Origin of the sequence: Rhodococcoides corynebacterioides, from assembly GCF_019834675.1 — a bacterium.
In the GTDB taxonomy this organism is placed as follows: domain Bacteria; phylum Actinomycetota; class Actinomycetes; order Mycobacteriales; family Mycobacteriaceae; genus Rhodococcoides; species Rhodococcoides corynebacterioides_A.
Genome location: NZ_JABUBU010000005.1, coordinates 41637 through 59127, shown reverse-complemented (window position 1 = coordinate 59127; position 17491 = coordinate 41637). Strand labels below are relative to the sequence as shown.

20 protein-coding genes are annotated in these 17491 nt (G+C 69.8%); 12 read left to right on the top strand and 8 right to left on the bottom strand.

Annotated features, from left to right (window positions below):
• Nucleotides 1-166: 166 nt before the first annotated feature.
• Nucleotides 167-1114 (bottom strand): YncE family protein, encoded by a 948-nt coding sequence (locus HQ603_RS09025; RefSeq protein WP_222684212.1) that lies wholly within the window; start codon nt 1112-1114, stop codon nt 167-169.
• 433 nt (nt 1115-1547) lie between these two features.
• Nucleotides 1548-2090 (bottom strand): restriction endonuclease, encoded by a 543-nt coding sequence (locus HQ603_RS09020; RefSeq protein WP_214504360.1) that lies wholly within the window; start codon nt 2088-2090, stop codon nt 1548-1550.
• A 612-nt stretch (nt 2091-2702) separates the two neighbouring features.
• On the opposite strand from HQ603_RS09020, the gene HQ603_RS09015 reads away from it, so the two are divergent.
• A complete protein-coding gene (locus HQ603_RS09015) occupies nt 2703-2909 on the top strand; it encodes a hypothetical protein (RefSeq protein WP_222677266.1) in 207 nt (68 codons plus the stop codon).
• Nucleotides 2910-3224: 315 nt separating this feature from the next.
• Here HQ603_RS09015 and HQ603_RS09010 read toward each other — a convergent pair whose 3' ends face one another.
• Nucleotides 3225-3842 (bottom strand): pyridoxamine 5'-phosphate oxidase family protein, encoded by a 618-nt coding sequence (locus HQ603_RS09010; RefSeq protein ID WP_222684211.1) that lies wholly within the window; start codon nt 3840-3842, stop codon nt 3225-3227.
• A 92-nt stretch (nt 3843-3934) separates the two neighbouring features.
• Between HQ603_RS09010 and HQ603_RS18890 the strand changes: the two genes are divergently transcribed.
• From HQ603_RS18890 to HQ603_RS08985, 6 genes are all read left to right on the top strand, one after another.
• A complete protein-coding gene (locus HQ603_RS18890) occupies nt 3935-4066 on the top strand; it encodes a hypothetical protein (protein ID WP_261773604.1) in 132 nt (43 codons plus the stop codon).
• A 272-nt stretch (nt 4067-4338) separates the two neighbouring features.
• Nucleotides 4339-4437, top strand: a complete 99-nt coding sequence (gene kdpF / locus HQ603_RS09005) for a K(+)-transporting ATPase subunit F (RefSeq protein WP_068149352.1) — start codon at nt 4339-4341, stop codon at nt 4435-4437.
• Complete coding sequence (gene kdpA / locus HQ603_RS09000) at nt 4437-6194, top strand: potassium-transporting ATPase subunit KdpA (RefSeq protein WP_222684210.1); 1758 nt, start codon at nt 4437-4439, stop codon at nt 6192-6194. The genes kdpF and kdpA overlap by 1 nt, the downstream gene beginning before the upstream one ends.
• Nucleotides 6191-8284 carry a potassium-transporting ATPase subunit KdpB gene (gene kdpB / locus HQ603_RS08995; protein WP_222684209.1) on the top strand — a complete coding sequence of 698 codons (2094 nt, stop codon included), beginning with the start codon at nt 6191-6193 and terminating at the stop codon, nt 8282-8284. Before kdpA ends, kdpB begins: the two co-directional genes overlap by 4 nt.
• 2 nt (nt 8285-8286) lie before the next feature.
• Nucleotides 8287-8925 carry a potassium-transporting ATPase subunit C gene (locus HQ603_RS08990; RefSeq protein WP_222684208.1) on the top strand — a complete coding sequence of 213 codons (639 nt, stop codon included), beginning with the start codon at nt 8287-8289 and terminating at the stop codon, nt 8923-8925.
• Between the two features lie 23 nt (nt 8926-8948).
• Nucleotides 8949-11438: a sensor histidine kinase gene (locus HQ603_RS08985; RefSeq protein WP_222684207.1), complete on the top strand. Its 2490-nt coding sequence runs from the start codon at nt 8949-8951 to the stop codon at nt 11436-11438.
• Nucleotides 11439-11442: 4 nt separating this feature from the next.
• Here the strand turns inward: HQ603_RS08985 and HQ603_RS08980 are convergent, their stop codons facing one another.
• On the bottom strand, nt 11443-12159 hold the full coding sequence (locus tag HQ603_RS08980; protein WP_222684206.1) for an aquaporin: 717 nt from the start codon (nt 12157-12159) through the stop codon (nt 11443-11445).
• Nucleotides 12156-12557 (bottom strand): Asp23/Gls24 family envelope stress response protein, encoded by a 402-nt coding sequence (locus HQ603_RS18885; RefSeq protein WP_222699705.1) that lies wholly within the window; start codon nt 12555-12557, stop codon nt 12156-12158. The genes HQ603_RS08980 and HQ603_RS18885 overlap by 4 nt, the downstream gene beginning before the upstream one ends.
• Before the next feature lie 204 nt (nt 12558-12761).
• Here HQ603_RS18885 and HQ603_RS08970 point away from each other — a divergent pair, with 204 nt between their 5' ends.
• Genes HQ603_RS08970 through HQ603_RS08960 form a run of 3 tightly spaced genes read left to right on the top strand, consistent with a single transcriptional unit; the run spans nt 12762 to nt 14514 of the window.
• Nucleotides 12762-13418, top strand: coding sequence for an RNA polymerase sigma factor (locus HQ603_RS08970; protein ID WP_308126432.1), 657 nt, complete (start codon nt 12762-12764; stop codon nt 13416-13418).
• Entirely contained in the window at nt 13415-13825 is a 411-nt protein-coding gene (locus HQ603_RS08965) for a hypothetical protein (RefSeq protein ID WP_222684203.1), read from the top strand. The genes HQ603_RS08970 and HQ603_RS08965 overlap by 4 nt, the downstream gene beginning before the upstream one ends.
• A 44-nt stretch (nt 13826-13869) precedes the next feature.
• The gene (locus tag HQ603_RS08960; protein WP_222684202.1) at nt 13870-14514 is read left to right on the top strand and encodes a GAF domain-containing protein; all 645 of its coding nucleotides are present in this window, start codon (nt 13870-13872) and stop codon (nt 14512-14514) included.
• Nucleotides 14515-14603: 89 nt separating this feature from the next.
• Here HQ603_RS08960 and HQ603_RS08955 read toward each other — a convergent pair whose 3' ends face one another.
• Nucleotides 14604-15026, bottom strand: coding sequence for a VOC family protein (locus HQ603_RS08955; protein ID WP_222684201.1), 423 nt, complete (start codon nt 15024-15026; stop codon nt 14604-14606).
• A gap of 142 nt (nt 15027-15168) precedes the next feature.
• Here HQ603_RS08955 and HQ603_RS08950 point away from each other — a divergent pair, with 142 nt between their 5' ends.
• Both HQ603_RS08950 and HQ603_RS08945 read left to right on the top strand, forming a co-directional pair.
• Complete coding sequence (locus HQ603_RS08950) at nt 15169-15744, top strand: hypothetical protein (RefSeq protein ID WP_222684200.1); 576 nt, start codon at nt 15169-15171, stop codon at nt 15742-15744.
• A 1-nt stretch (nt 15745) separates the two neighbouring features.
• A complete protein-coding gene (locus HQ603_RS08945; protein ID WP_222684199.1) occupies nt 15746-16621 on the top strand; it encodes a polysaccharide deacetylase family protein in 876 nt (291 codons plus the stop codon).
• Here HQ603_RS08945 and HQ603_RS08940 read toward each other — a convergent pair.
• Together HQ603_RS08940 and HQ603_RS08935 are read right to left on the bottom strand one after the other, a co-directional pair.
• Entirely contained in the window at nt 16599-16772 is a 174-nt protein-coding gene (locus HQ603_RS08940) for a hypothetical protein (protein WP_222684198.1), read from the bottom strand. The genes HQ603_RS08945 and HQ603_RS08940 overlap by 23 nt on opposite strands.
• Nucleotides 16769-17377 carry a DUF2231 domain-containing protein gene (locus HQ603_RS08935; protein ID WP_222684197.1) on the bottom strand — a complete coding sequence of 203 codons (609 nt, stop codon included), beginning with the start codon at nt 17375-17377 and terminating at the stop codon, nt 16769-16771. The genes HQ603_RS08940 and HQ603_RS08935 overlap by 4 nt, the downstream gene beginning before the upstream one ends.
• Between the last annotated feature and the right edge of the window lie 114 nt (nt 17378-17491).

Sequence of the window (17491 nt, the reverse complement as noted above, 5' to 3'; positions counted from 1 at the left end):
AAGAAGCCATCAAACTAGCCGACTAAAGCGCTTACAGTAATGCATCGGAAAAGACAGGCCCCAATGCAATCTCCTGAGGTGCAGCACCGTTGCAAATTCTAGCAAGCGAGCCGGCGTCCGTACATTGTGGCGCAGTGATTAGAACATCACTGGTTCAGGCACGCTCTCAGCTACCGAATCCTGAACCGGACCCCGTGGTGGGCGGCATCGGTGTCGGCGTCGGTGCGGTGATATCAGTAATTACTGAGATGGTGGATGCTTGACTGGTGACATAGGCGGCTCGACTGTCAGGGGCCACAGCAACAACTTGGCTTGAGAACGGAACGGGGACTGTGTCGATGACTTGAAGAGAGCGGGCATCGACGACATCCACGGCGTCGCCCTTCAAAACGAATACAACGGAGCCGTCGGGTGCTACGTCGAGGAGGCCCGCGTACTGACTGTCGAGCGTCAACTTCTGCGCAGTGCCCGACACAATGTCGATCTTCTGTAACTGATAGCCTTCGGACCCGCCGGATGTTGCGAAGAGGGTTCGGCCGCCATCTGCGACCTCGATTGAGAAAGCTGTCTCGCGTCCAGTTGGGATGCGACGGGTAACTTCAGTTGTAGCGAGATCGATTACCGCGATCGAGTAGTCGCCAAGCAGATCTGTGGTGTATGCCGTTTTCCCGTCTGGCGACAGCGCGACGAAGAGGCTCCTCTCGCCGGCCCGGACCTGCGCAACGTCTTTGGTGCGGGTGTCGTAGACCAGCACATTCCCGTCGAACTGGCAGGCCACGACCACCTTCGAACCGTCAGGGGTGAGCGCCAGCCCCAACGGGCCCTCACAGGTCGGGACAATCTCTCGCGTGACGAGCGTTCGCGCGTCAACGATGGAAAGCGTGTTGGCCCCGTTGTTTCCCATGTACAGCGTTTCGCCGTCCCGTGACACAGCGAGTCCTATCGGGAATCCCTCAGCGGTAACTGACTGGACAACAGCCCGGGTGGCAGTGTCAATCTTGAACAACGTGCCGTCCGTGCTTTCATCTGTGTGACGGGTAACGAAGGCAGTTTTGCCGTCCGGCGACAGAGCAACACCTTCAAGCCTCCCAGGGATGTCAATCGTGGCGCTCACGGCGTAGTCGACCGTTGGTTGTGCTCCAGCCGAGCCGGGTGACAGAGGTGAGAGCAAGGCGGCTGCTGCGACTACTGGAAGCATTTTGGCGCCGCAGCGTCGGTACGCTGACGTGTGCATATGTTGTCCCCACTGAATCGACTTCCGGCTAGCTCGCCTGCAGACACTACCGTTGGCGGCGTCTCTCGTCACTGACAGGCTGGATTCAACGAGACGAAACTGCACCCCGGCAGACCGCTCAAGGCCGGCCGCTACAAGCAAGACGGCGTTTGTCTGCGGCCGCATCACGTGCAGCGATCAGGTGCCGGCAGCAATCACAGCGCCCCGCAGTTCGCCGGGAGCGGTTAGGCCGACGGTGTCCCTGAGGCGTGGGGATGGTTGGTGGCGCGTACAGGGTGCGCCCACCTGAGGTTCGAACTACGGAGCCACAGGCTCATACCTTCACTCGCGTCACCTTCGGGTACGTGTAGCACTCAATTCTGTGTTTTTTGGCCCATGCCAGCGCCTTGGGCGTGAATCCGGAGGCGGAGAAGAACAGAGCCTTCTTCCGAGTCGATGCGGCGATACCGTGAATGCGTTGCATCTCGGAGATACCCACAGGTTTCGCGTGATGCTTGACCTGCGCCACAGCTCTTCGGGACAGCACGTCGATCCCACCGTCAGCGCCGCCGGCCGTCAACTTCGCATCGGTGTATCCGTGGCGGCGCATCCACTTGCACGCCAGCTCTTCTGCTGCCTGCCACGTCATGCCGTGGAGGACGTTCGGAGGACTCGCCACGTACTCGAAGCCGTAGCTGTTACCGACCGCGCGTTCGGCCTTCTCCATCTTGCGGTGCATGTCCTTGATCGCGCCCCGCTGGGTCAGAGTCTGCGTCGCGCCCATCTGGCGGAAGAACCCCGCTTGCTTGCCGCATGTTCTGCATTTTCCCGTCCACGTCGTATACAGCGGCATGCGGCAGTACTTGCAATCGACCATGTGTTGAATGGTAGGAGAACAATGAAGCACACCCATGACGCACCGGCGGATCGGCCCGGAGAGCATCGGAGGCGTCCGCAGCCGCGGTCGACCTGCTGGTCCGTTGGGGCCCGCCCGCTCGCAGCTTTAGGTGGGTCTGCGACTGCCAAAAGTTGTGGTCACTGGTGGCGTCGGCGAACGCCACCGACGGAGGGGTGCCACCTTCGAGTGCTGCGCGATCTGCGGGGGTTCGTACATGAGACCAAGGATTCGAGAAGTCGCTCGACATTCCTCTCGATGCCACGACAGTGACACATGTCGGTACGAACGGTCATGAATCGCGGTGAACTGGCACGGACGATTTCCGCAGTTCAGGCGGTGTTTCACAACCTCAGGTGAACCCTCCTGAACGGCTGTCGTCGTTCTCGTAATGAAAAGGTCTGGGGTTCGATTCCCCAAGGCGGCTCCACGCATCGTTCGTCGTCTCTCGACGGTGTCCCGTTCGAGACCGGACATCCCCGGCACTCGGGACGGCTCGTCCGAAACCCCATGCGGCACATCGCCCACACTCGTACCGTGGTGTCCGGGCTTCTCGTCCGAGGGGCCCGAACACCACGTTCTCGGAGGTGCACGATGGCCGGAATCGCCGACAAGTTCGACAAGGCGTACGAGGAGAAGCCGATCACGGAGCTCGCCGATGCCCCGGTGGCGTCGCTGCAGGGTGTGAGCGACAGCGACGCCGAGCATCTGAAGGCGGCGTTCAACATCAAGACGGTGCGTGACCTGGGCACCAACAAGTACTTCCTGTGGGCGCAGGCGGTGGCGAAGCTCGCCGAGTAGGCGGTCGCGGGTCACCTGCGGCTCGATCCGCGCGCCTGTCGGCTGTCCGCGTCAGATGCAGCGGGGGCGGGGGCGGGGGCGGATCGCTGGAACGCGCGCGGATCGGCCGCTCAGTGGCGCCGACGAGGTCAGCGGCGACCGCGTGGACAGCACGGCGAGCCCGCGCAACTGTGAGCGCACCGGGTCCGCGTTGTGACCGGTGACCAGGGCGGCGCCGGCCACCACGGTGCCACCCCTTCCCGCGGATCGTTCCCGCGTGTACGGACGGTGCACTGCACCGTCCGCAGCTGCGGGAAGCGCCCGCGGGAACGGGGCTCAGCCCTCCCGCAGCCGCGCGATCTCCGCCTGCAACGCGGCGATCTCGTCGATGTACGGCTGGACCCGCCGCCGCACCTGCTCCTCGGTGTACTGCGGTACCAGGCTGCGGGCGCAGTTCCAGTCGAAGGCCTCGACGTCGATCAGGATGCTGCGCTCGCACGTCGCGCCGACCCGGCTGCCGTCGTCGAGGGTGCGCAGCCGCTCGAGCAGGGCCGGATCGTCCGCCTCGTCGACCACGGTGGCGGTGCCGAACACCTTCAGTCGCTGCCGGCGCGGCAGGTCCGCGAGGTAGAGCGCGACGCGGCCCGTGGACTCGATGTTGCCGACGCTGGCGTACTGCTGGTTGCCGCGATGGTCGGCGAACCCGAGGGTGCGTCCGCCGAGGTGGCGCAGGAAACCCACTGGTCCGCTGCGATATTGGACGTACGGCCACCCGTGCGGCGTGATCGTGCCGAGGTGGAACTGGAATGCACCGCGGATCAGCGTGAGTTCGCGCTCCGTGAGTTCCTGCGGGCCGGGGTCGCCGTCGACCGACCACGCGCCCGAGCGCACGGCCTCGCCCTGACGGCGCCGGGCGTGCTCGCCGAAGATCAACTGCGGGTAGCGGGTTCCCACCTCGTGCCTCCTGGTCCACGGCGCACGCTACGCCCGCGTTTGACCGCGCGGAGGACGGGCACCCCGTTCGACCCCACGAACAGGAGCGCACCATGACCGAACCCCGGCACGAGAACGAGAACGACGGCGGCCTCGGCGAGGACAACACCATCCCCGACACCGACGAGGGCGTGGCCGTCGGCCATTCCGAGGACTCCACCTTCGAACCGGAAGAAGACGCTTGAGCATCCTCCGTCAGCACCGCGTCATGACGAGCCTCCCCGGCATCAAGGACGCGTAAGGAGCCCTCTCCGGGTCGGCGGTCGGTCGTAGACAGAACACGACCGCCGCGCGACCCGCCGGCGGTGTCGGAGCGAACCCGCTCCGATGGCCGACCGAAAGAGGCATCGACTCCGATGGCCGATCTGGCGTATCTCCTGGTGGCAGCGGGAGGGTTCGGCGTCTGCGTGGCGCTCGTGCGTGCCCTCGCCACCTCCCCCACGACGGGTGGCGGGCGATGACCGTCGACGGCGCCACCAGCGTGATCCTGGTGGCGGTGTCCGCGGCTCTGGTGATCTACCTGCTGGTCGCCCTGCTCGATCCCGAGCGGTTCTGATGTCGCCCGCACTGGCGGCCGGCCTGCAGATCGCCGCTGTCGTGATCGTGCTCGCCGCCGCGTACGTGCCGTTGGGCAACTACATGGCTCGGGTGTACGCGTCCCCCGGCGACGACGACCCCCGTGTCGACCCCGACACCGGCGGCGGCACCGCCTTGCGCACCCGGACCCGTCCCCGCACCGACTCCCGCGTCGAGTCCCTGATCTACCGCGTGTGCCGCATCGACCCCCGCGCGGAGCAGACGTGGATCGGCTACTCCATGTCGGTGCTCGGCTTCTCCGCCGCGAGCGTGTTCTTCCTCTACCTGCTGCAGCGGATGCAGGGTGTGCTGCCGCTGAACGGTGCGCTGCCGGGGGTGAGCCCGTCGGTGGCGTTCAACACCGCGATCTCGTTCGTGGCCAACACCAACTGGCAGTCGTACGTCCCGGAGACGACGATGTCCAACCTCACCCAGCCGGTGGGTCTGGCGGTGCAGAACTTCGTGTCCGCTGCCGTCGGCCTGGCCGTCGCGGCCGCGGTCATTCGGGGATTCGTCCGGGTGCGCGTGGGCGGCGAACTGGGCAACTTCTGGGTCGACCTGGTCCGAGGCACCCTGCGCATCCTGCTGCCCCTGTCGTTCGTGATCGCCCTGATCCTGTTGACGCAAGGCGTGATTCAGTCCTTCTCCACCGGTTTCACCGCGACGGGTCTCGACGGGTCCTCCGTCACCAACGCCCTCGCCCCGGTCGCCTCGCAGGAGGCGATCAAGGAACTGGGCACCAACGGTGGCGGCATCCTCGCCGCCAACTCCGCCCACCCGTTCGAGAACCCGACGCCGCTGAGCAACGTCGTCGAGATCCTCGCCATCCTGCTGATCCCGGTGGCCCTCACGCGCACCTTCGGCACGATGGTTGGCGACCGTCGACAGGGCCTGACACTCCTCGCCGTCATGGGGGCACTGTTCGCAGCGCTGCTCGCCGTCACCGCCGCGGCCGAGGCCGGTGCGCGGGGCGTCGCGGCCGAGGCCGCCGGCTCGATGATGGAAGGCAAGGAGGTCCGGTTCGGTATCCCCGGCTCGACGCTCTTCGCCGTCGCCACCACGGGAACGTCCACGGGAGCGGTCAATTCGGCCCACGACAGCATGTCGCCGCTCGGCGGCGGCGCGGTCCTGCTCAACATGCTCGTCGGCGAGATCGCCCCGGGTGGCGTCGGAACCGGTCTCTACGGACTGCTGGTGCTCGCGATCGTCGCCGTCTTCGTCGGTGGCCTGCTGGTCGGCCGGACCCCGGAGTACCTGGGCAAGAAGATCGGCCGCCGGCAGATCACCCTCGCTGCACTGTCGGTGCTCGTCATGCCGGCACTGGTGTTGATCGGGACGTCCGTCACGGTGTTGCTCCCCTCGACCACCGGGTACCAGGGGAACTCGGGAGACCCCGGCACGCCGGGGTCGATCCACGGCTTCACCGAGGTGCTCTACGCGTTCGCCTCGGCGGCCAACAACAACGGCAGCGCCTTCGGCGGCCTCACCGTCACCAGCGACTGGTTCCAGACCTCGCTCGGCCTCGCCATGCTCCTCGGCCGGTTCCTGCCGATCGTGCTGGTGCTCGCGCTCGCCGGATCCCTGGTCACCACCAAGCGCACCCCGCCGAATCCGGGCACGCTCCCGACGACCGGTCCGCTGTTCGCGACGCTCCTGCTCGGCACCGTGGTCCTCGTGGCCGCGCTCACGTTCTTCCCGGCGCTCGCGCTGGGCCCCATCGCAGAGGCAGTGCAATGACGTTCACGACTCTCACTCCGCTCGATCCGGTGACCCCCACCGAGGGCGAGGCCGTCGCCCCGGTCCGCACCGGCTACTTCAGTCCACGCCGCATGGTGACCTCGCTCCCGACGGCGTGCGCGAAGCTCGACCCGCGCCACCTCGCCCGCAACCCGGTGATGTTCGTGGTCCTGGTGGGCTCGGTGGCCACCACCGTGTTGGCGGCGCTGGACCCGTCGGTCTTCGCGTGGGCCGTGGCGGTGTGGCTCTGGTTCACCCTGATCTTCGCCAACCTCGCCGAATCGGTGGCCGAGGGACGAGGCAAGGCGCAGGCGGCGAGCCTGCGAGCGGTCAAGCGCGACACCGTCGCTCGTCGCCGCATCGCCGGCGGCGACACCGAGGAGGTGTCGGCCACCGTCCTCGCCGTCGGTGACGAGGTGGTGGTCGTCGCGGGCGAGACCATCCCCGGCGACGGCGACGTCGTCGAGGGCATCGCCACGGTGGACGAGTCGGCGATCACCGGCGAGTCCGCGCCCGTCGTCCGTGAATCGGGCGGCGATCGCTCCGCGGTGACGGGCGGCACCACCGTGCTGTCGGACCGCATCGTCGTGAGAATCACGGCGGCGCAGGGCCAGACGTTCGTCGACCGCATGATCGCGCTCGTCGAGGGCGCCGCTCGGCAGAAGACGCCCAACGAGATCGCGCTGAACATCCTGCTGGCCTCGCTCACCATCGTGTTCCTGCTCGCCGTCGTGGCGATCGGACCGATGGGCGCCTACGCCGGGCGTGCCGCGGATCCGATCCAGCTCATCGCGTTGCTGGTCTGCCTCATCCCGACCACCATCGGCGCACTGCTGTCGGCCATCGGCATCGCGGGCATGGACCGCCTGGTGCAGCGCAACGTCCTGGCCATGTCCGGGCGGGCCGTCGAGGCGGCCGGTGACATCGACACCCTGCTCATGGACAAGACCGGCACCATCACCTACGGCAACCGCCGGGCGACGGGCCTGCATCCGGCACCGGGCGTCGACGTCGGCGCGCTCGCCGCGGCCGCCCGGCTGTCCTCGCTGGCCGACGGCACCCCGGAGGGACGCAGCATCGTCGAGCTCTGCGTGCGGGACCACGAGCTGCCCGCGTCCGCCACCGACGAGGAGACCCGCGGCGAATTCGTGGCGTTCACGGCCCAGACCCGCATGAGCGGCGTCGACCTGAACGGCGATCGAGTCCGCAAGGGCGCCACCGACTCCGTGCTGGCGTGGGTGCGGGAGCAGGGCGGCACCGTCGACCCGGCGGTGGACGACACGGCCGAGGAGATCGCCCGCAGGGGCGGTACGCCGCTCGTCGTGGCCACGGCGTCGTCCGGTTCCGCCCGGGTCCTCGGCGTCGTCGAGCTCTCCGACGTGGTGAAGCCGAACATCGCCGACCGGTTCGCGCAGTTGCGCGCCATGGGCATTCGCACCGTCATGGTCACCGGTGACAATCCGCTCACCGCGGCATCCATCGCCGCGCAGGCCGGAGTGGACGACTACCTGGCCGAGGCGACGCCGGAGGACAAGCTGGCCCTCATCCGGTCCGAGCAGGAGGGCGGGCGGCTGGTCGCGATGACCGGCGACGGCACCAACGACGCCCCCGCCCTCGCGCAGGCCGACGTCGGTGTCGCGATGAACACCGGCACGTCGGCGGCCAAGGAGGCCGGGAACATGGTGGATCTGGATTCCGATCCCACCAAGTTGATCGAGATCGTCGAGATCGGCAAGCAGTTGCTCATCACGCGCGGCGCGCTGACGACGTTCTCGCTGGCGAACGATCTGGCCAAGTACTTCGCGATCCTTCCCGCCCTGTTCAGCGGCGTCTACCCGCAGCTCGGAGCACTGAACATCATGGGACTGGCGACACCGCAGTCGGCCATTCTCTCCGCCGTGATCTTCAATGCGCTCGTCATCATCGGGTTGATCCCGCTGGCGCTGAAGGGCGTGCGCTACACCCCGGCGGGCGCCTCGGCGCTACTGCGACGGAATCTCCTCGTCTACGGCGTGGGTGGGGTGGTGACCCCGTTCGTCGGGATCTGGCTCATCGACCTCGTCGTCCGACTCGTTCCCGGAATGGGCTGATCATGCGCTGGACTCAACGCTTTCTCGGACAGATCGTCGCCGGCCTGTCGGTGCTGCTCGCACTGACGGTGATCCTCGGCATCGCGTATCCCGCTGCGGTGTGGGCGGTCTCGCGCCTCGGCACCGACAGCGCCGAAGGATCGGCACTGCGCGATGCGAACGGATGCGTCGTCGGCAGCTCGCTGGTGGGGGTCGATCCGCAGGTGCCCGACGGTGAACCGGACCCGTACTTCCACGCGCGGGTGACCGGGTCGGTCGCCGACGACGACGCGTTCGCCCCCGGCGACCCCTCGGCGGCGTTGCCGACCAACCAGGGGCCGAGCAGCGAGATCCTGGCCTCGTTCGTCGAGCAGCGACGCGCCGCCGTCGCCGAGCGGGAGAACGTCGCGCCGGAAGCCGTTCCGGTGGACGCCGTGACCGGCTCCGGATCCGGAATCGACCCCCACATCAGTCCGGCCTACGCGGCGATCCAGGTGCCGCGGGTCGCCGCGGTCACCGGCCGATCGGAGGACGACGTGCGGGCTCTGGTCGCCGAGCACACCGACGGACGACAGTTCGGCTTTCTCGGCGCCGAGGCGGTGAACGTGCCCGAGCTCAACGTCGCGCTCGGTCTCACCGCGCCGACCTGCACCCCCTCCTGACAACCGAGACGTCACACGGTTCGATGGACGACGTGAGCACCAGGGGCGAACTCCGGATCTACCTCGGTGCCGCCCCCGGCGTCGGCAAGACGTACGCGATGCTGGGGGAGGCGCACCGACGGAAGGGCCGCGGCTGCGACGTGGTGGCCGGGGTCATCGAGACCCACGGCCGCGTCCACACCGCGGAGCTGCTCGACGGTATCGAGCAGGTCCCGCTGCGGACCGTGCGCTACCGCGGTGCGGAGGCCCGCGAGCTCGACGTCGACGCCGTGATCGCCCGAGCGCCGGCCCTCGTGCTGGTCGACGAGCTGGCCCACACCAACACTCCGGGCAGCCGGCGCGAGAAGCGCTGGCAGGACGTCGAGGACATCCTGGCCGCCGGTATAGACGTCGTCAGCACCGTCAACGTCCAGCACCTCGAGAGTCTGAACGACGTCGTCGAGCAGATCACCGGGGTCCGGCAGCGCGAGACGGTCCCCGACGCCGTGGTGCGCGGCGCCGAGCAGGTGGAACTGGTCGACGTCGCTCCGGAGGCGTTGCGACGCCGCCTGGTTCACGGCAACGTCTACGCCCCGGACAAGGTCGACGCCGCGCTCTCGAACTACTTCCGGCAGGGCAACCTCACCGCGCTGCGGGAACTGGCGCTGCTGTGGATCGCCGACCAGGTGGACGCCGCCCTGGCGAAATACCGCTCGGCACACCACATCACGGACACCTGGGAGGCCCGCGAGCGTGTGGTGGTCGCGGTCACCGGCGGTCCCGAGTCGGAGACCCTGGTACGTCGGGCTCGCCGCATCGCGGCCAAGTCGAGCGCCGAGCTCATGGTGCTGCACGTGGTGCGCGGCGACGGGCTCGCCGGCGTCTCGGCCCCGCAGATGGGCAAGGTGCGTCGGCTCGCCGCCGCGCTGGGCGCGAGCATGCACAGCGTCGTCGGCGACGACGTCCCGGCCACGCTGCTCGATTTCGCCCGCGGCGCCAACGCGACGCAGCTCGTCATCGGCACGTCGCGACGCTCGCGGTGGGCACGCATCCTCGACGAGGGGATCGGTGCGGCCGTCATCGCCGACTCGGGAAAGATCGACGTGCACATGGTCACGCACGCCGAGATGGGCGGCGGATGGCGGTGGCGACGCCTTCTGCGTCCGGACACCGCGCGTCGCCGCGTGCTGGCGTGGGTGGCGGCCGTGGTGGTGCCGGTGCTGTCCGCGCTCGCCATGATGCTGGTGGACCCCTACCTCGAACTGGGTGGCGAGAGCGCGCTGTTCTTCGTCGTGGTGCTCGCCGTGGCGTTGCTCGGCGGCGTGATCCCCGCGGCGCTGTCCGCCCTGATCGCCGGGCTGCTGCTGAACTTCTTCTTCGCCGAGCCTCGCTACAGCTTCACGATCGCCGAGCCCGACAACTTCGTCACCACCGTCGTGCTGCTCATCATGGCGGTCGCCGTGGCAGTGCTCGTCGACGCGGCGACCCGGCGGTCGCGGGAGGCTCGGCGCGCATCGCAGGAGGCGGAACTGCTGGCGCTGTTCGCCGGAACCGTCCTGCGGGGCGCCGATCTGCCGGCGCTGCTCGAACGCGTCCGCGAGACCTACGGTCAGCAGGCCGTGGCCTTCGTCGACGACGACGGGACCGTCGTCGGGTCGGCGGGTGACGCGCCGCCGACGTCGGCGGACGATGCCGACACCGTGGTCGCGACGGCCGACGGGGATTACACGTTGCTCCTGGCCGGCCCGGCGACCCGCGCCCACGATCGACGGGTGCTGACGGCCGTCGCCAACCAGTCCCGCGGCCTGATCCGCCAGGCCGAGCTGGCCGAGGAGGCCAGTGCGGCAGCGGCCCTCGCCGAGGCGGACCGGCTGCGGCGCGCGCTGCTGTCGGCGGTCGGCCACGATCTGCGGACCCCGCTCGCGGCCGTCAAGGCGTCCGTGTCGAGTCTGCGGAGCACCGACGTGGAGTTCTCGGCCGAGGACACCGCCGAACTGCTGGCCACGATCGAGGAGTCGACCGACCACCTGACCGCGTTGGTGGGCAACCTGCTCGACTCGTCCCGCCTCGCCGCCGGGGTCGTCCGACCCACGCTGACCGCGGTGCCGGTGGCCGACGTGCTCGAGCGCGCCCTGGCGAGCAGCCGCGTGTCGATCGACCGCGTCGAGACGGGCGTCGACGACGTCGTCGTGGCCGCCGATGCCGGGCTGCTCGAACGGGTGCTCGCCAACCTCGTCGACAACGCCGTCCGCCACGCGCCCGAGTCGACGATCCGGGTGACCGCCGCCGATACCGGGGCCGGCCGCGCCGTGATCACGGTGGCGGACAACGGACCCGGCATCGCGCCGGATGCCGCCGAGGCGGTGTTCGCGCCGTTCCAGCGGCAGGGCGACCGGGACAACACGACGGGCGTCGGGCTGGGTCTGTCCGTGGTGCGCGGATTCGTCGAGGCCATGGGCGGCACGGTGACGGTGTCCGACACCGCGGGCGGCGGGGCGACCATGACGGTGGAGTTGTCGACGCGGATTCCCTGACGGGTCAGGATCGCCGGGCGGAGAACAGCACTCGGTGCAGGCCGGCGCCGACGAGGCCGCCGATCAGCGGGAAGACCACGAACGCCCAGACCTGGCCGATGGCGTCGCCGCCGGTGAACAGGGCCGGACCGATCGAGCGCGCCGGGTTGACCGAGGTGCCGTCGACCCCGATGGCGATCAGATGCAGCACGGTCAGCGTGAGGCCGATCGGGACGGCCGCGACGACGGTGGCGCTGCGGCCCGCGGTGGTACCCAGGACGACCAGGACCAGGATCGCGGTGGCCACGATCTCGACGATCGCGACGGCCGCCAGGGAGAAGCCGCCGGTGGACGCGTCCCCGAAGCCGTTGGCGCCCAACCCGTCCACCGACCGGTCGTAGGCGGGGGAGCCCACGGCGATCGCGTAGACCACGGCGGCGCCGAGGATTCCGCCCACCACCTGCGCGGCGACGTAGCCGGCCGCGCGGGCGGCGTCGATGCGCCCGGCGATCAGCGCGCCCAGGGTGACGGCGGGGTTGACGTGGCACCCCGAGATCGGCCCGATGAAGAAGGCGAGGGCCAGCAGCGTGAGGCCGAACGCGAGGGCGATGCCGACCGTGCCGACCTCGTCGCCGAGAACGGCGGTGCCGACGCCGCCGATCACGAGGACGGCGGTGCCGATCAGTTCGGCCGCGTAGACGGTGATCGGGGCGGGGGTGGTGTCGGATGTGTTGTTGCTCATCGCTTCTGCTCCTCGAGTGGTCGGTAGGGGAGGGACGGACGGGAGACGTCGTGCACGGCCACGTCGACGGTGTCGACCCGGACGCCGGCTCGGGCGTACACGGCCGCACCGACGGCGCGTCGGACGTCGGCCGCGACCTCCGGAATGGGGACGCCGTAGTCGGCGACGACGTCGAGGCGAATGTCGGCCCGGCCGTGGCGCACTCGCGCGGTGACGCCGCGACGTGCGCGTGCGGACGGGGCTCGACGATCCACCCGCGCCGGGTGGGGATGCAGCCCCGGCACCTCCGCCGCGGCCAGGCCGGCCGTCGTCTCCACCACCGCGGGCGCGACGGTGGTGCGGCCGCGGCTCCCGGCGGGAACGTGGCGGCGGCGGGACGGGGTCCGGGGGGTGGTCACCGAGGTCCTTTCGTGTCGTGTGCGATCGACCCGCGATGCGGATCGTGTGGCCGTGAGTCGGATGCCGACGCGGAAAGCGCACGCGGGGGACCGAGTGAACTGCGTCATCCGGGTGTAAGGAGGGGCGGGGCGGGGAATCCCGACGCGTGCGTTGTGCCCACGACGTGGGTGCATCGGGGGCTGTCGGGAACGGGGGGGCGCGTCGTGCTGGTGCATCCGTCCCGCGTGCCCGGTGTGCAGACCGTGCAGCCGGTGGGGGCCGACGGGTCGTCCGCTCCCGCGCCTGCCCCGGGCGGGCGGTTCCCGACGCTGGACCTCGCGTCGCTGCCCGACCGCGCACTGGCCGCAGCTGCGGCCGTCGGCGATCGGGACGCCTTCGACGAGATCGTGCGGCGGTTCGCGCCGTCGATGACGAGGTTCGCCGAGTCGATGCTCGGCGATCACGGCGCCGCGGAGGAGGTGGTGCAGGACAGTTTCGTCGCCGCGTGGAAGGCCATCGCCGGCTATCGGCAGGAGTCGGCTCTGCGGACCTGGCTGTTCGGGATCACCTCGCACAAGTCCCTCGACCATCGCCGTCGCCGCATTCCGCGGCCGGCCGACGACCACGTCGTCGACGGTGCCTGCACCGACCCGCACACCGACCCGTCGAGAACTTGTTCCGGCGCAGCCTTTCTCGTCGCCGTGGACGCGGTCCTCGCCACGATGCCACCCCGCCAACGGGCGTGCTGGGTGCTGCGCGAGGTCGACGGTCTGCGGGTGGTCGACGTCGCCGACATCATGTCCATGACGCCCGGCGCGGTGCGCGGTCAGATCGCGCGCGCTCGGGCCACCCTCGAAGCCCGATTGGATGCCTGGTCGTGACGCGCAGCGGCGGACCGGCCGACCGCGCCGCCGACGCGGTTCGGCGCCGCGGCGACCGGCCGTCGAGGTGGATCGACGTCACCGATCGCGCGATCTCCCGGGTGCGCGGCGTCGGGGTGCGGGCGTGGCCGCTCGACTCCGTGTTCCCGACGGCGGCGGGCGCGGACACCCTGCGCATCACCGACGTGGTGGTGCGCACCGCGCTGGTGCGCGCACTGATCGCCGCCGGAACGGAGGTGGTGGCCCTCGAGCTCTACACCGAGGGCCACCGATGTTGCGGCACGCGTGTCACGGTTCGCCGTCCGGTCCACCGACGCACCGTCGATGTGGCGGCGACGACCCTCTCGGCGATCCTCGGCGCGCCGTCCGCCGCGTACGACGTGGACGTGGTCACCGCCGTCGACTAGGCAGGTCACCGCCGCAACACCCGTCGGCGGGTTACGGTCGTCGCATGGCGCGCGACCCGCACTTCGACGACGAAATGGCCGCGCTGCTCGCGGACCAGGCTCGCGCCGCCGGCCAGACGCCCGAGCAGTACATCCACGACACCGTGCTGGCCCGGTTGCTGCGCACTCCGGCCGGGCCCACCGAGGCGGGACGCCGGGTGCGAGATCCGAACCGGCTGCGCTCGGTGTGGCGGACGGGACTGCTCGACTCGCCGCGGGCGCCGGTGTTCGAGCGGGCCGTCTCGATCACCGTCGAGTCCCTGCGGGTGCCGTCCGCCGCCATCGTGCTCGTCGACCGAGACCGCGTGTTCTACCTCGGCGCGATCGGCCTGGCGCCGGCGTTCGCGGACTCACGGGAGGCGTCGCTCGAGGATTCCCTGGCCGCGCAGGTGATCGAGTCGGGTGCCGGGTCGTGGGTCGTGCACGACGCGGCCTCGGACGCGCGCATCGCCACGCACCCCGCGGTGGTCGGCGGGGCGGTCGGGTCCTACCTCGCGCATCCGCTGCGCGACGCCGACGACCGTGCGGTCGGGGCCCTCACCGCGTGGCATGCGTGCCCCCACACCTGGACAGCCGGTGAGCAGCGCACGATGGACGACCTGACGTGGGTGGTCCGCGGGCTGATCTTCGGCGAGCACGTCCTCGGCTGACGGGTGCGCGAGTTCCCCCACACCATCAGGTCGCATCCCGCGATCTCGCGGATACGTGTCCGATCGTGTGGCGGAACTCGCGTGGGTGCTCACATGTCGGGCGGGCCGTCACCGGCGACGACGGCCGGGTCCATCCAGATGACCTCCCACACGTGGCCGTCGAGGTCGCGGAAGGACCGCCCGTACATGAACCCGTGATCCTGCGGGTCGGTCCAGGCGCTGCCGCCGTGGCGCAGCGCCGTGTCCGCGAGGGTGTCCACGGCCTCGCGGCTGTCCGCCGACACCGCCAGCAACATCTCTCGGCTCCGGCTCGTGTCCGTCATCTCGTCGAGGATGAACTCCTGGAACTTCGGCCGCGCCAGCAGCATCACCGTGGTGGCGTCGTTCACGATCATGCTCGCGGTGTTCTCGTCCGAGAAGGTCTCGTCGAACGCGAACCCCAGGGCGCCGAAGAAGCTGCGGCTCGCGGCCACGTCCTCGACGTAGGTGTTGACGAACAGCATGCGCGTCATGGTGTCTCCCGAACGATGTCCGGCGTCCCCGAATGGAACGCTCGAGAAAGTAGACCGCGGCGGCGAGGAAAACTCGTCGCGGGCGTGCCGGGTGTGTGCCCACCGGGGTTAGCCGGCGCAGCATCCCGGGCATCCCCACCGCATGTACCCGACCGGCCACCTGACCACGGACGAGTTCTGGACCATGCAGCGTGCCATCGAGGACCGGCTCCGGGCGGAAGCGCGGACCTTCCCGACGTTCGCACTGCGGGACTGGACCGGCCCGCGCGTGCTCGGTCCCTGGGAGCGCGAGAACGACGTCCTGACGACGGTGACCCTGCGGCACGGCGAGCTCGAATCCGAACTCGAGTCGGGAGACGACGTCTCGGCGCCGTTCCTCGACGTCGTCACCACCACGAAAGACCCTGCGAGGAAGGCGATGTCGACGATGCTCGCGGCCGTCGGCCTGACGCCGATGTCACCGGAGTACCGCCGCCGGCGGCAGTCCATCGAGGAGGCGCCGACCCGGACCGCGGAGGTCTCCGTGGACGGTGCAGTGGTGCGGCTCGACGTTCGGGGCGGTGAGGACCGGTGGTGGGCGTGGGGGACGCACGACGGGCTTGGCCTGGTTCTGGAAGGCCGTCACACCTCGATCGACGACGCGACGCTGGTCGCCGCCGACCTCGACCCCTACTTCGAGGGCCTGCGGTCCTCCATCGCCGCGGCGCGGGGTGAGTGAGATGCTGCCGTCCCACGACCGGTTCGACTACGCCCCGATCACCGAGCGCGCGCAGTTCACCTGGCCGGGCGGCGCCACGCTGGCGGTGTACGTCGCGGTGAACTGCGAGCACTTCGCCTACGGCGCCACCGATCTGGGATACACGCCCGGCGGGCAGTCGCCGGACACGTACAACTGGGCGTGGCGCGAGTGGGGCAACCGAGTGGGCGTGTTCCGGCTCGCGGACACTCTGCGCGAGGTCGGTATCAGGCCCACAGTGCTGGTGAACGCCGAGATCTACGACCACGCCCCGCAGGTGGTCGAGGCGCTCCGGGTGCTCGGCGGCGAGGTGGTCGCCCACGGCCGCACCAACTCGCGCATCCCGGTGGCGCAGGACGAGGACGAGGAGCGGCGCACCGTCGAGCACGTCCGCGCGGTGATCGAGCGGCACGAGGGAGCCCCGCCGCGGGGCTGGATGAGCCCCGGCGCCGCGCCGAGTGCGGTGACCGAGGATCTGTTGGCGGAGAACGGTTTCGACTACACTCTGGACTGGCCGATCGACGATCGCCCGGTGTGGCTGCGCACCCGGTCCCGACCGATCCTGTCGGTCCCGTATCCCCACGAGATCAACGACCTGCCGGTGATCGTGCACCACCACGGCACCGGTCGCGACTTCGCCGACCGCATCGTCGACACCGTCGACGAGCTCGCCGAGCAGTCCCGTCAGCAGTCGGTGGTCCTGTCGATCTCGACCCACACGTTCCTCACAGGGCAGCCGGATCGGCTGCGGCACTTCCGCCGCGCGCTGCATCACGTGGCGGAGACGGCCGGGGTGTGGTTGACGACGCCGGGCGACATCGCCGACCACTACCGCACTATCGACCGGCCGCCCACGTGACGTAGTCGTGCAGATCCGATTCGGACAGGTTCGCCTCGGTGAGGGCGGCCAGCGCGTCGGGATCGAGGTTCTCCGCACTGCCGTCCGCGAAGCGGCGGGCACCCTCGGCGGTGACTCCGCGCTCCCACAGGTCCTCGAAGGCGGCGCTCATACCCCGGCCGCCACGGCGCGAGTGGAGACTCCGGCACCCATGTTGTAGCCGAGGTGACCCCCCAGGGCGCCGCCGAGACCGGCCACCGCGAACCCGGCCAACGCGAGGGCCTTCGCGGTGGCGTCGGGGGCGGCCGTGGCGTCGGGAGCAGCGGGGACGGCGGGGGCGGCGGGAGCAGCGGGAGCGGCGGAGGTCACGGGCACGGCCGCCACCCGACGCTTGTACGACGCCGCGAACAGGCCCAGGGCCACGGCGTTGGTGCTCGCGTGGACCAACCCGACGCGCCGTTGCTCGCGGGTGAGCGTGGACCAGGTGGCCCAGCCCGTCACCAGGGCGGTCGGGGCCGTCAGCAGGCCGGCGCCGAGGAGGGTGCGGGCGGCGTCGGGACTGCGTCCGGTGACGTCGAGCAGCACCGCGCTGCTCCACAGGCCCACCGACGAGTACGCCATGATCGGATGCATCGGGTGTCCCACGAACGTGCCGCGCAGCAGACCGTCGACGGGAGTGTCGGACAGTACCGAGCGCAGGCGGGCGGCGACGGGGTCGCTCACCCGGTCGAGCAGCGACGCCTTCTCGAACGGTCGGAACAGCGCAGTGAGATCCATGTCACGCGGTTACCCGGGTCCGGGAACCGTAACCGGGTGTGCAGAAAAGCAGGCCGCGGGTGCGGAAGGCGTCATCGACACCCCGGCGTCGTCCACCGACACTGAACCGCATGA

Bases quoted from the DNA above. Each gene is read 5' to 3' on its own strand.
- kdpF (WP_068149352.1), top strand. From the start codon at position 4,339: ATGACCGTCGACGGCGCCACCAGCGTGATCCTGGTGGCGGTGTCCGCG.
- HQ603_RS08990 (WP_222684208.1), top strand. From the start codon at position 8,287: ATGCGCTGGACTCAACGCTTTCTCGGACAGATCGTCGCCGGCCTGTCG.
- HQ603_RS09015 (WP_222677266.1), top strand. From the start codon at position 2,703: ATGGCCGGAATCGCCGACAAGTTCGACAAGGCGTACGAGGAGAAGCCG.
- HQ603_RS18890 (WP_261773604.1), top strand. From the start codon at position 3,935: ATGACCGAACCCCGGCACGAGAACGAGAACGACGGCGGCCTCGGCGAG.
- HQ603_RS08950 (WP_222684200.1), top strand. From the start codon at position 15,169: ATGTACCCGACCGGCCACCTGACCACGGACGAGTTCTGGACCATGCAG.
- HQ603_RS08955 (WP_222684201.1), bottom strand. From the start codon at position 15,026: ATGACGCGCATGCTGTTCGTCAACACCTACGTCGAGGACGTGGCCGCG.
- HQ603_RS08945 (WP_222684199.1), top strand. From the start codon at position 15,746: ATGCTGCCGTCCCACGACCGGTTCGACTACGCCCCGATCACCGAGCGC.
- HQ603_RS08940 (WP_222684198.1), bottom strand. From the start codon at position 16,772: ATGAGCGCCGCCTTCGAGGACCTGTGGGAGCGCGGAGTCACCGCCGAG.
- HQ603_RS09020 (WP_214504360.1), bottom strand. From the start codon at position 2,090: ATGGTCGATTGCAAGTACTGCCGCATGCCGCTGTATACGACGTGGACG.
- HQ603_RS08935 (WP_222684197.1), bottom strand. From the start codon at position 17,377: ATGGATCTCACTGCGCTGTTCCGACCGTTCGAGAAGGCGTCGCTGCTC.
- kdpB (WP_222684209.1), top strand. From the start codon at position 6,191: ATGACGTTCACGACTCTCACTCCGCTCGATCCGGTGACCCCCACCGAG.
- HQ603_RS08960 (WP_222684202.1), top strand. From the start codon at position 13,870: ATGGCGCGCGACCCGCACTTCGACGACGAAATGGCCGCGCTGCTCGCG.
- kdpA (WP_222684210.1), top strand. From the start codon at position 4,437: ATGTCGCCCGCACTGGCGGCCGGCCTGCAGATCGCCGCTGTCGTGATC.
- HQ603_RS08985 (WP_222684207.1), top strand. From the start codon at position 8,949: ATGGACGACGTGAGCACCAGGGGCGAACTCCGGATCTACCTCGGTGCC.
- HQ603_RS08980 (WP_222684206.1), bottom strand. From the start codon at position 12,159: ATGAGCAACAACACATCCGACACCACCCCCGCCCCGATCACCGTCTAC.